Here is an 11,704-nt window from a genome sequence, read left to right on the forward strand (position 1 = left end):
TCCGGGAAGCACTCATCCTTGGCACCCCCTGCCGGCTGCTTGGTCACACCTACGATCATTCAACTCGAACGTGACCCAGCACACACCTTGTTCCCGGAAATCGTTGTGCGGTGGAAATCCAAAATAATCACTTGTGGGTCGCGGGAGGGCTTCCTAGGCTGGTGAGCACACTAGAAGGGAGGTGGTTCGGAAGTGATTTCAATCCGGACAAGTGAGGTGGCTGCGGGCTGACGCCCGTCGTCGCACACGTGCGGTGCCGGTGAACCACCGGCCCAATCCAAGCAGTCACCCGACCCGCGTGCTCGCCGGTAAGTCCGGCCGGCTCCTCCCCGGAGGAACCTGAGCACGCGGGTCGTCTGCGTTGCCGGTGTCGCGAGGGCCGGGAGTGCTACGGCCGGGAGCGTTACGGCCTGGAGCGCTACGGCCTGGAGCGCTACGGGCAGAGCCTCTCCACCCGCCAGGCGCCGGACTCCGGCTCGCGCACGTACCGCAGCCGGTCGTGCAGCCGGTTCTCGTGGCCCTGCCAGAACTCGACCGTCTCCGGAACGACCCGGACACCGCCCCAGTGCGGCGGCACCGGCACCTGCTCGTCCGGCCCGTAGCGCCGGCCCAGTTCCTCGTACCGTTCGAGCAGCTCGGCGCGCGAGCCGATCGGTGTGGACTGGTCGCTGGCCCACGCGCCGAGCTGGGAGCCGTGCGGGCGGGTGCGGAAGTACGCCGCGGTCTCCTCGCGGCCGACGCGGGACGCCGTACCGGTGACGACGACCTGGAGGGCCAGTCCGTGCCAGGGGAAGAGCAGACCGACGTACGGATTCGCCTCGATCTCCCGGCCCTTGCGGGATCCGTAGTTCGTGTAGAAGACGAAGCCCCGCTCGTCGTACGCCTTGAGCAGCACCGTGCGCGACGACGGGCGGCCGTCGGGCGTCGCGGTGGAGACCACCATCGCGTTCGGCTCGTGCAGACCGCCGGCCACCGCGTCCTTGAACCAGCGCCCGAACTGTTCCATCGGCGTGGCGGCGAGGTCGGTCTCCAGGAACGCGGTACCGCGGTACTGCTCGCGCATCACGGCGGGGTCGGGGGTCTCGGAGGGCGGGGTGTGAGGCACGCGACCCATCCTCGCGCAATGCCGGGACCGTGTCATGGTTGATTCGATGTCCGGGTTGGGCAGGACGGTGAGTACGGATGACCGTTCCGGACCGCGAGTCGTACGACAACGACCGAGGATCCGTCGCGGCGCCGACAACTTCTGACACCGGATCGCGGGCCGTAGGCCGTAAGCCGTCTCCCGGTTCAGCCGCACGCTTCCGCGTCCGTCACACCAGAGGAGCCGCCTGATGTCCGATTTCGTACCCGGACTCGAAGGAGTCGTCGCTTTCGAGACGGAGATCGCCGAACCGGACAAGGAGGGCGGCGCCCTCCGTTACCGGGGTGTCGACATCGAGGATCTGGTCGGCCACGTGTCCTACGGAAACGTGTGGGGCCTGCTCGTGGACGGCGCCTTCAATCCGGGGCTGCCGCCCGCCGAGCCCTTCCCCATCCCCGTCCACTCCGGCGACATCCGCGTCGACGTCCAGGCGGCGCTCGCGATGCTCGCCCCCGTCTGGGGCCTCAAACCGCTCCTCGACACCGACGAGGCGACGGCGCGCGACGAGCTGGCGCGGGCCGCCGTCATGGCCCTGTCGTACGTGGCGCAGTCTGCGCGCGGCCAGGGGGTGCCGATGGTGCCGCAGAGCGAGATCGACAAGGCCGAGTCCGTCGTCGAACGCTTCATGATCCGCTGGCGCGGCGAGCCCGACCCCCGGCACGTCAAGGCGGTCGACGCGTACTGGACGTCGGCGGCCGAGCACGGCATGAACGCCTCCACATTCACGGCCCGCGTCATCGCCTCCACCGGCGCGGACGTCGCCGCGGCCCTCTCGGGGGCCGTCGGCGCCATGTCCGGGCCGCTGCACGGCGGCGCCCCGTCGCGGGTCCTCGGCATGATCGAGGAGATCGAGCGGCTGGGCGACGCGACGGCGTATGTGAAGCGGGCCCTCGACAAGGGCGAGCGGCTGATGGGCTTCGGCCACCGCGTGTACCGGGCGGAGGACCCGCGCGCCCGCGTACTGAGGCGTACGGCGAAGGAACTGGACGCGCCGCGTTACGAGGTCGCCGAGGCACTGGAGAAGGCGGCGCTGGAGGAGCTGCACGCGCGCAGGCCGGACCGGGTGCTGGCGACGAACGTGGAGTTCTGGGCGGCGATCATGCTGGACTTCGCCGAGGTGCCCGCGCACATGTTCACGTCGATGTTCACGTGCGCGCGGACGGCGGGCTGGTCGGCGCACATCCTGGAGCAGAAGCGGACGGGGCGGCTGGTGCGGCCCTCGGCGCGGTATGTGGGGCCGGGGGTGCGGGACCCGCGCGAGATCGAGGGGTACGACGACATCGCGTCCTGACGGGCGGGCGGTGAGGTGAGGTGGTGACGTGACGCGGCTTCCCGGCGCACCGGGGGCCGCGTCCCCGCGTCCGGCCCCGGAGTCCCCCGGCCGCAGCCGCCGTCCCCGTCAGCCCAGTACCGTCTCCAGAATCCTCCCCCACTGCGCGACCACTCGTTTCCGCCGCTGCGTGTCGTCCGTCAGCAGCGTGGCCAGACCCAGGCCGCGCGCCATGTCCAGCAGGCCCTGGACCGTCTCGCGTACGCCGGGCACCGACTCGTCCGCGCCCAGCAGCTCCACCGTCATACGGTGCGCCTCACGGCCCACCCGGGCTTCGAGTTCGGTGACGCGGAGCCGCAGCTGCTCCTCGTCGGACGCCGCGACCCACAGATGGAGCGCGGCCCGGAACAGCGGCCCGGTGTAGAGCGCGACGACCGCCTCGACCACCTCGCGGCGGTGGGTCGGCCCGCTCGGCGCGAGGGCGCGCAGCGCGGTGGAGCGTTCCTCGGCGACGTACTCGACGGCCGCGGTGAACAGATCCTCGCGGGTGGGGAAGTGGTGCTGCGCCGCGCCGCGCGACACCCCGGCGCGTTCGGCGACGACGGAGACGGTGGAGCCCGCCCAGCCGTGTTCGGCGAGGCAGGCGACGGCGGCCTCCAGCAGCCGCCGGCGGGTGACGCGGCTGCGGTCCTGCTTGGGCTCCTTCGAGGTGGTCACCGCACCCATGCCGCGTCCCGCCGTTCGAGGAACGCCGCCATCCCCTCGCGGGCCTCGGCCGTGGCGAAGAGGGACGCCGAGCGCTGGACGAGATCCTCCGCGTACTGGTCGAAGGTCTCCAGCACCCGCGCGCTCAGCAGCTTCTTCGACTCGGCCAGCCCCTGCGGGGAGCCCCGGCGCAGGGCGTCCAGGACCGGCGCCAGCGCGCTGTCCACGTCGTCGGCGGCCTCGGTGACGAGCCCGTCGGTGACGGCCTCGGCCGCGCCGAAGGTCTCGCCGGTGAGGTAGTGGCGGGCGGCGGCGCGCGGTGTCATCCGGGGCAGCAGGGGCATCGAGATCACGGCGGGCGCGACCCCGATCCGTACCTCCGTGAACGCGAAGTCCGAGCCGGTGGAGGCGATCACGAGGTCGCAGGCCCCGAGCAGCCCGAGGCCCCCGGCCCGGACATGGCCGGTGACGCGGGCCACGACGGGCTTGGGATGCTCCACGATCTGCCGCAGGAGGGCGACGAAGGTGTACGGGTTCGGCGGCTCCTTCAGATCGGCGCCGGCGCAGAAGGTGGTGCCGGTGTGGCTGAGGACCACGGCGCGTACGGACGGGTCCTTGGCGCACCCGGTGAGCGCCTCGGCCAGCTCCCCGACGAGCCGCGCCGACAGGGCGTTGCGCTTGGCCGGCGCGTCCAGGGTCAAGGTGGTGATGCCGCGCTCGTGCGCGGTCGCGACGAGCGTCACGTGGTCTCCGTCTTTCGCGGTCCGGTGTACGAGGGTTCAGAGACTGGCAGCGCGCACGGAATCAATCAAGCGCGCATGCATGGTTCCCGTACCGCCGCCGCGTCAGCCGCGTCGGCCGCAGCGGGGGCGGGTTTCCTCGTCCCGTCCAGCGGGTGATCCGGCAGGTGGTCCGGCACAGGGGGATGGGGATGTCGGGTCCAGGTCGGGCCGTTTTGGGTAAACCCTGCGGCTTTTCTGGGTAGTTGGCATCATGGCCGCCTGATGGGTGGGACGGACAGTGAGGCGGTGCGATGACGGGCGGTCAGACATCGGAAGCCGACAGCGGTCGACCGGAAGCCCGGTCCGTCGACATGGCGGCTCTTGCCCGTCAGGTGGCGCTGCTCGCCACCCGCGCGGGTGCCGACGGCGCCGCTGAGCTGGTACGGCAGGCTGTCCGCCGGGCGGGCGCACCGACCGCCCGGATCTGTGTCGTCGGAGGCACGAACGTCGGCAAGTCCCGGCTGGTGAACGAACTGGCCGGGGCGGACTGTGTCCCCGTCTCCGTCCTTCCCGCCCCCGGCCGTCCGGTCCTGGTGACGGCGGGCGGCGAGCCGGGAGAGGCCGCGTCGGGCCGGGTCGGAGTCGTCGTTCCGCGGCTGCCCGCCGACGCCTGGATGGTCCGGTCCGGCATCGAGCTGGTGGACACACCCGGTTGGGAGACCTGGTCGGGTACGCGGGAACCCGACTCCGAAGCGCTCGCGCGGATCGTCGCGGACTGCGACGCCGTCGTGGTGGTCACGGAGGCGCGCCGCGCGCTGCTCGCGACCGAGCAGGCCAGAGTCCGGGCGCTGGCCGAGGCGCCGCACAGCCCTCCGCTGCTCCTCGTCGTCTCGAAGCTGGACGAGATCGGGGACGAGGCGGCGCAGATCATGAAACGCGTCCGCCATCTCGTCGGTCGGCTCGCTCCCAACGCCTCCGCCCTCGCCGCTCCTGTCCCCGTCACTCCCGGGGCCGAAGCAGCCTCCGGGGACGCGGTCGAGCTGTGCCGTGCCGTACTGACCGCTCTCGCCGGCGCCCAGGAGCGGGCCGCGCTGCGCACCGCACGCCGGCTCCGCCTCCTGGCCGCCGTCTGCGACCTCGTCGTGGAGGCGGCGGGCCGCGCACTGGCGGCGGGAGCCTGCGCGGAGTCCGACACGTACGAGGATCGCGTGGCGGAGATCTGGCAGGCCCGGCACACGGCCGCCCGCTTCCGCTGGATCGTGCTGGCAGGCGAAGTCCAGGAGCGGCGAAGGGAGTTGGCCGACTCCATCGCCGCCGAGGGACGCCGGCGCCGGACGGAACTGGTACGCACGCTCTCCGAGCGGCTGTCGGGGATGCTGGAGACGCCCGAGGAACAGCTCTTCGTCCGACTGCACGTCGTGCCGGTCACCGAGCAGGCGATGGAGGAATTCACGCAGTGGGCGACGCGGACCGTCGACGAGGCACTACGGCGTGATGCGGCCACACTTCGCGAGGCGCTGCGCCGCAACCGATCGGGCAGCCAGGACGCCGCCGTGTCACAGCTCGACACCGAGCACGCCCTGCCCGCGCCCCGTCTGCCCCGCCTCGCCGGGACGGCGGCATCGACGGAAGCCGAGGACGCGGCGGGCTGGGACGCGTCCTGGGTGCCCGACTTCGTGGGCGGCGCCCTCGACAGTGTGGTGTCGCCGTTCGCCACCGACGTGGTCGGAGGAGTGGTCGGCGCGGCTGCCACCGCCCTGACGACGGAACTGCTGGAACACGGTCAGGCCGAGCGGCGGCAACGTGCGATCGAGGCGCTGGGAGGCATCGCCGAGCGGGCGTTCACCGAGCAGTCCCAGCTGCTCGGCGCCCGGCTGACCGAGATCTACGAGCGACTGCTGGCATCGGCGCGGGACCGCGACGAGCAGTGGTGGCGGCTGCACACGGCCGCTGCCTCATCCGTACCTGAATCCCTTGACCACTGGCGCGGTCTCGACGAACGGGCGCGGTCGCTCGCACTCGCCGTACGGGAACGTGTCCGTGCATCGGAAGGAGAATCATGGAGCAGGAACTGACGGACTCGCCGGGGCCCGAGCCCCTCGTGACGCACTTTCAGGGCTGGAGCGAGAACCTGGCGACGTTGCGTGCCCGCTACGCGGCGCTCCAGCAGATCGCCGTGGAAGCAAGAACCGCTCTCGGCGACACCGCGGACGCCCCGTCGATGCTGGGCATCAGCGGAGCCGCGTTCGAGCGCGAGACGTTCCGGGTCATGGTGCTCGGGGAGTTCAGCAGCGGAAAGAGCACGCTGATCAACGCCTTGCTCGGCAAGAAGATCCTGCCCACCATGGCGAACCCGGCGACCGCCTTCACCACCGTGCTGCGATGGGGCGAGGAGGAACGGGCCTGGCTCTACCGCAGCGTCGACAGCCCCGAGGAGACGAAGCCCGTCACGATCGAGGAGTTCCAGCACGAGGTCTCTCTCCAGCTCGACGCCCACGGTGCGCCGCGGATGCCTTCCTACAGCCTGGCCGTGGTCGAGCAGCCGCTCGAACTCCTTCGCAGGTCGGTGGAGATCGTGGACTCGGCGGGCATAAACGAGAGTCCCGACCGCGAACGCGTCACTCTGCGCTTCCTGGAGGAAGTCGACGCCGTCGTCTATGTGACCGATGCCGGGCGCCCTTTCACCACGTACGAGACCGAGCACTACCTCCAGTACGTGCGGCAACTGGGACACAGAGACATCTTCTTCGTCGTCAACCAGTTCGACCGCATCGACGAACACGACCGTGCGGGTGTCATGGCCCGCTGTCGCAACATCGCGAGTGGGCTTGCAGGGGACGGGGAGGCACCCGCCGCGCCGAACGTGTTCTTCGTCAGCGCGCTCCAGGCACTGCAAGCACGCATCGCCGGGGACGCGGAAAAGGAGCGGAAGTCGGCGATCGAAGAGCTCGAAAGCGCGCTGGAGTCGTTCTGCATGCGCGACGCGGCCCGTGTGAAGTTCGTCCGGCTCGCGGAGTTCCTGCGCCACAACGCGGTGGGGCTGCGTCAGCGGCTGCACGACGAGGGCGCCCTGCTCATGAAGTCCACGGCTGAACTCAACGCCCTGCTGACAGACAGCCAGGACACCCAGGACGATCTACGCAAGAGCGCGGACGCCATTCGCGAGGTCGTCGGCACCCAGATCGCCTCGGTCGGTCTCGAGTTGGAACTCGCCTTCGCGGAGTACCTGAAAACGGAGAGCGCCGAGGTTTCCAAATGGAAGGTCCAGCAAAAGGGCGTCGGACGCCGCGCCGTACAGGCCGTGCGGGTGCTCACACCGGGCGGCAGATCGGCGATGGCGCGCGAAATGGAGGACTCCTACACGAGTGTCCTTCAGCGCAAGTTGCAACTCTTCAGCGCGAAGGAGCTCGAACCGCTGGTCCAGGAGCGGCAGCAGCAGCTCCTGCGCCAGCTGGAACCGCTGCTGCGCACTCATGCCCAGCTGCTGGACAAGCTGCGCACGGAGGTGACCGGGTCGAGATCGGTACGGGACCACGAGGACCTGCTGCGCCTCCTGGCCGTCTCGGCGTCGCGGGGCAGCGGATCCATGCGCCGTATCAACGACGTGCCCTGGCGCTACCGCCCGAACTACCTCCTCGCGGCCGGCGCGGGCGCGGGCGCCGCCGTGGCCGGTGGCGTGACGGCGGCCACGGCCGGCGGCATCATCAGCCTGAGCATCGCCCTGCCGCCGGTAGGTCTCGCCGTGGCGATCGGCGCGGCTCTGGGGCCCCTGTTGGCGGGCGGCTCGGCGATCTTCGTCAGCGACAAGCTGCGTGACCGTGTCGCCGAGGAGTTCGCCACACACATGAGGGAGTCGGCCGGCCTGTCCGCACGGCAGTACGCCGCCAGCCGTACCACCGCCCTGCGCGCGGTCTGGGGGGACATCGGCGACGCACTGCACGGCCAGCTCCAGGACCTGATCGGCATCGTCCAGCGCAACATCGAGCAGTCCCGGAGGGACGAGCGGACCAAGCGCGAGGTCCGTGACACGCTGTATGAGCACGAGCAGCGGATCACCGGGATCGAACAGCAGATCGCCTCCTTCCTCCAGCCGCTTCTCACCAAGGAGCCGTGAACGGGACGCCCTCCCCTCCTCGGAGCCTCACGCCGTATCCGACTGCCGTTCCCTGTCCCGCAGTTCACGCCTGAGGATCTTCCCGGACACCGCCCGTGGCACGCCCTCGATGAATTCGACCCGGCGGACCTTCTTGTGCGGGGCGACGTGCTCCGCGACGTACGCCATGACGTCGGCCCCGGTCAGTTCCGGCGCCGAGGGCCGGCGGACGACGTACGCCTTCGGGATCTCGTTCCCCTCCTCGTCGTTCACACCGATCACCGCGGCGTCGGCTATCGACTCGTGGGTCAGGAGCAGCGCTTCGAGGTCGGCGGGGGCGACCTGGAAGCCCTTGTACTTGATCAGCTCCTTCACCCGGTCGACCACGAACAGCCAGCCGTCGGCGTCGACCCGGCCGATGTCGCCGGTGTGCACCCAGCCGTCGGCGTCGATCATGTGGGCGGTCTCCTCGGGACGTCCGAGGTAGCCCTTCATGACCTGCGGGCCGCGGATGAGCACTTCGCCGTCGGTGCCGACGGGGGTGTCCGTACCGGGGTCGTCGAGCGAGACGACGCGCATCTCGGTGCTGGGCAGGAGTCTGCCCACGGCTCCGGCGGGCGGGTCGACGGCGTCCAGCGGGACGACGTGCGTGCCCGGTGACAGCTCGGTCATGCCGTACGCCTGCCGGACCGGCGGCAGCCCCAGACGGGCCGAACAGGCTTCGGCGAGGCGGGCGTCGAGGGGCGCGGCGGCGCTGACGACGTAGTCGAGCGAGGACAGGTCGTAGCGGGCGACGGCCGGGTGCTTGGCGAGCGCGAGGACGATCGGCGGGGCGACGTACAGACCGTTGATGCGGTGCGTCTCGATGGCGCCGAGGAACTGGTCGAGTTCGAAGCGCGGCAGGACGACGACGGTGGCGCCGGTCCGCAGCGGCGCGTTCATCAGGGCGGTGAGGCCGTAGATGTGGAAGAAGGGAAGCACCGCGAGGATGCGGTCGCCGGGACCCATGGGGATGACGGGGTCGAGCTGCGCGAGGTTGGTGGCGATGGAGCGGTGCGTCAGCATGACGCCCTTGGGGCTGGCGGTGGTGCCGGAGGAGTACGGGAGGGCGGCGATGTCCTCGGCGGGGTCGATGGTGACCTCGGGGACCGCACCCTGCTCGGTGGCGATCATGTCGAGGACCGAGCGGTGGCCCGGCGCCTGGTCACAGACGAGGATCTCCTCGATGCCGCCGACCAACTCCGCCGATCTGCGGGCGACTTCGAGCAGCGGCGAGACGGTGACGATCCAGCGGGCCGAGGAGTCCCTGAGCTGTTTCGCGAACTCCTCGGCGGTGGACAGCGGATGGACGGTGGTGACGGAGGCGCCGGCGCGGGTGGCCCCGTAGAACACCACCGGGTACGCGACGGTGTTGGGGCTGTGCAGGGCCAGGACGTCACCCTTGCGCAGACCGGCCGCGGTGAGAGCGGCGGCGAAACGCCGGTGGAAGGCGTCCAGTTGGGCATAGGTGACGGTCGTTCCGTCCGTACCGTCCACGAGGGCGACGGCCTCACCGAATCCGGCGGCGCGGCCGAGGACGGCCTCGTGGATGGGCTGGTCGACCGGCTCGACATCCGGGTACTCGCTGCGAAAGATCATGACGACTGCCCCTTCGACGCGTGGACGGACAGAATGGCCTGTCTCAGTACGACTTGGGGAGACCCAGGGACTGGTGGGACACGTAGTTCAGGATCATTTCGCGGCTGACGGGCGCGATACGGGCCACGCGTGACGCGGTGATGAGGGAGGCCAGACCGTACTCGCGGGTGAGCCCGTTGCCGCCGAGGGTGTGCACGGCCTGGTCGACGGCGCGTACGCAGGCCTCCCCCGCCGCGTACTTGGCCATGTTGGCGGCCTCGCCCGCGCCCGTGTCGTCGCCCTCGTCGTAGAGGTGGGCGGCTTTGCGCATCATCAGGCGGGCGAGTTCGATCTCGATGTACGCCTGGGCGAGCGGGTGGGCGATGGCCTGGTGGGCGCCGATGGGCTGCTTCCAGACCTGGCGGGTCTTCGCGTAGTCGACGGCCTTGTCGAGGGCGTGGCGGCCCATGCCGAGGGCGAAGGCGGCGGTCATGACGCGTTCGGGGTTGAGGCCCGCGAAGAGCTGGAGGAGTCCGGCGTCCTCGTCGCCGACGAGGGCGTCGGCCGGCAGCCGTACGTCGTCCAGCACCAGCTCGAACTGCTTCTCCACCGCCTGGAGTTCCATGTCGATCTGCGACCGGTGGAAGCCCTGCGCGTCGCGCGGGACGATGAAAAGGCAGGGCTTGAGCGAGCCCGTCCTGGCGTCCTCGGTTCGGCCGACGACGAGAGTGGCGTCGGTGATGTCGACGCCGGAGACGAAGACCTTGCGGCCGTTGAGTATCCAGCCGCCGCCTTCGTTGTCGTCCGCCCTGCGGGCGGTGGTGGTGATGCGGTGGGAGTTGGACCCGGCGTCGGGTTCGGTGATGCCGAAGGCCATGGTGCGGGAGCCGTCGGCGAGTCCGGGGAGCCAGGCGCGCTTCTGCTCCTCGGTGCCGAAGCGGGCGATGACGGTGCCGCAGATGGCGGGCGACACGACCATGAGGAGCAGGGGGCAGCCGGCGGCGCCCAACTCTTCCAGCACTATGGAGAGTTCGGCGAGGCCGCCGCCTCCGCCCCCGTACTCCTCGGGGAGGTTGACGCCGAGGTAGCCGAGCTTGCCCGCCTCGCTCCACAGGGTGTCGCGGTCGAAGCCGCGCCCGTGCCGGCGGCCGAGGGCGGCGACGGCGGCGCGGAGGTCCTGGTGTTCCTGCGTTTCGACGATGCTCATGTGTCCTCCTGGGCGGTGTCCGTGACTACGGCGAGGAGCGCGCCGACCTCGACCTGGCTGCCGGGGGCGGCGTGGAGCGCGGTGAGCGTGCCGGAGGCGGGAGCGGTGATGCGGTGCTCCATCTTCATGGCCTCCAGCCAGACGAGCGGCTGCCCGGCGGTGACGGTGCTGCCTTCGCCGAGCCCGTCCGCGATCCGTACGACGGTGCCGGGCATGGGCGCGAGCAGCGAACCGGGCGCGGTGGCGGTCCGGGGGTCGGTGAAGCGGGGGTGGACGCGGAGCCGGTAGGAGCCGGCGGGGCTGTCGACGTAGACGTGGTCGCCGTGTTCGGCGACGTCGAAGTGGCGCAGTACGCCGTCGACTTCGAGGCCGACGCGGTGGGGTGCGACGGAGACGGCGACGACGCGCAGGGTGTCGTCCTCGACGCGGAACCCGTCGCGGGTGCGGTGGTAGCGCACCTCGTGCGCGCCGTACGTCTTGGTCTGCGGCTGCGAGGCGAGGTTCCGCCACCCGCCGACGGGGTGGCCCCGGCGTACGGCGTCGGCGAGCGCGGCGGCGACGGCGGCGACTCGGGCGCCGTCGCCGGGGGCCGGCGCCGTGAGCGCGTCGAGGTGCCGTTCGTAGAAGCCGGTGTCGAGCCGCCCGCCGGTGAAGTCCGGGTGGAGCAGGGACCGTACGAGCAGTTCGCGGTTGGTGACGGGCCCGTGGACCCGCGCCCGGCGCAGCGCGTCGGCCAGCCGCCGGACGGCCTCGTCGCGGGTGGGCGCCCAGGCGACGACCTTGGCGAGCATGGAGTCGTAGTGCACCCCGACGCTGTCACCGGCCTCGTACCCGCTGTCGACCCGCAACCGCGGACGACCGCCGAGCGCGGGTTCCGGTGTGTCCGGGGTGGCGGCGCCGGGGGCGGTGACTCTGCCGCTGTCCCCCCCGGCGCGGCCGGGGCCGC

The 11,704-nt window shown here is 71.1% G+C and carries 9 protein-coding genes; 3 read left to right on the forward strand and 6 right to left on the reverse strand.

Annotated elements, in window-relative coordinates:
- Window positions 1-433: 433 nt before the first annotated feature.
- Window positions 434-1,063: a pyridoxamine 5'-phosphate oxidase gene (gene pdxH, locus GXP76_RS29855; RefSeq protein ID WP_242574744.1), complete on the reverse strand. Its 630-nt coding sequence runs from the start codon at window positions 1,061-1,063 to the stop codon at window positions 434-436.
- 271 nt (window positions 1,064-1,334) lie between these two features.
- Here pdxH and GXP76_RS29860 point away from each other — a divergent pair, with 271 nt between their 5' ends.
- Window positions 1,335-2,435 carry a citrate synthase 2 gene (locus tag GXP76_RS29860; protein ID WP_242574737.1) on the forward strand — a complete coding sequence of 367 codons (1,101 nt, stop codon included), beginning with the start codon at window positions 1,335-1,337 and terminating at the stop codon, window positions 2,433-2,435.
- A gap of 108 nt (window positions 2,436-2,543) precedes the next feature.
- Here the strand turns inward: GXP76_RS29860 and GXP76_RS29865 are convergent, their stop codons facing one another.
- Both GXP76_RS29865 and GXP76_RS29870 read right to left on the reverse strand, forming a co-directional pair.
- Window positions 2,544-3,140: a TetR/AcrR family transcriptional regulator gene (locus tag GXP76_RS29865; protein ID WP_242574738.1), complete on the reverse strand. Its 597-nt coding sequence runs from the start codon at window positions 3,138-3,140 to the stop codon at window positions 2,544-2,546.
- The gene (locus GXP76_RS29870; protein WP_242574739.1) at window positions 3,128-3,862 is read right to left on the reverse strand and encodes an enoyl-CoA hydratase family protein; all 735 of its coding nucleotides are present in this window, start codon (window positions 3,860-3,862) and stop codon (window positions 3,128-3,130) included. The genes GXP76_RS29865 and GXP76_RS29870 overlap by 13 nt, the downstream gene beginning before the upstream one ends.
- A gap of 350 nt (window positions 3,863-4,212) precedes the next feature.
- On the opposite strand from GXP76_RS29870, the gene GXP76_RS29875 reads away from it, so the two are divergent.
- On the forward strand, window positions 4,213-5,916 hold the full coding sequence (locus tag GXP76_RS29875; RefSeq protein WP_242574740.1) for a GTPase: 1,704 nt from the start codon (window positions 4,213-4,215) through the stop codon (window positions 5,914-5,916).
- Window positions 5,901-7,955, forward strand: coding sequence for a dynamin family protein (locus GXP76_RS29880; RefSeq protein ID WP_242574741.1), 2,055 nt, complete (start codon window positions 5,901-5,903; stop codon window positions 7,953-7,955). Before GXP76_RS29875 ends, GXP76_RS29880 begins: the two co-directional genes overlap by 16 nt.
- Before the next feature lie 27 nt (window positions 7,956-7,982).
- Here GXP76_RS29880 and GXP76_RS29885 read toward each other — a convergent pair whose 3' ends face one another.
- The 3 genes from GXP76_RS29885 to GXP76_RS29895 all read right to left on the reverse strand — a co-directional run.
- Complete coding sequence (locus GXP76_RS29885) at window positions 7,983-9,572, reverse strand: 4-coumarate--CoA ligase family protein (RefSeq protein ID WP_242574742.1); 1,590 nt, start codon at window positions 9,570-9,572, stop codon at window positions 7,983-7,985.
- A 43-nt stretch (window positions 9,573-9,615) separates the two neighbouring features.
- A complete protein-coding gene (locus GXP76_RS29890) occupies window positions 9,616-10,758 on the reverse strand; it encodes an acyl-CoA dehydrogenase family protein (RefSeq protein ID WP_242574743.1) in 1,143 nt (380 codons plus the stop codon).
- Window positions 10,755-11,704, reverse strand: a 950-nt coding sequence (locus GXP76_RS29895) for a biotin/lipoyl-containing protein (protein ID WP_308354221.1), incomplete at its 5' end; no start/stop codon positions are given. The genes GXP76_RS29895 and GXP76_RS29890, both read right to left, overlap by 4 nt.

This window comes from Streptomyces sp. NP-1717 (genome assembly GCF_022695985.1).
Classification (GTDB): Bacteria; Actinomycetota; Actinomycetes; order Streptomycetales; family Streptomycetaceae; genus Streptomyces.

Bases quoted from the DNA above. Each gene is read 5' to 3' on its own strand.
- GXP76_RS29890 (WP_242574743.1), bottom strand. From the start codon at position 10,758: ATGAGCATCGTCGAAACGCAGGAACACCAGGACCTCCGCGCCGCCGTC.
- pdxH (WP_242574744.1), bottom strand. From the start codon at position 1,063: ATGCGCGAGCAGTACCGCGGTACCGCGTTCCTGGAGACCGACCTCGCC.
- GXP76_RS29885 (WP_242574742.1), bottom strand. From the start codon at position 9,572: ATGATCTTTCGCAGCGAGTACCCGGATGTCGAGCCGGTCGACCAGCCC.
- GXP76_RS29875 (WP_242574740.1), top strand. From the start codon at position 4,213: ATGGCGGCTCTTGCCCGTCAGGTGGCGCTGCTCGCCACCCGCGCGGGT.
- GXP76_RS29880 (WP_242574741.1), top strand. From the start codon at position 5,901: ATGGAGCAGGAACTGACGGACTCGCCGGGGCCCGAGCCCCTCGTGACG.
- GXP76_RS29865 (WP_242574738.1), bottom strand. From the start codon at position 3,140: ATGGGTGCGGTGACCACCTCGAAGGAGCCCAAGCAGGACCGCAGCCGC.
- GXP76_RS29860 (WP_242574737.1), top strand. From the start codon at position 1,335: ATGTCCGATTTCGTACCCGGACTCGAAGGAGTCGTCGCTTTCGAGACG.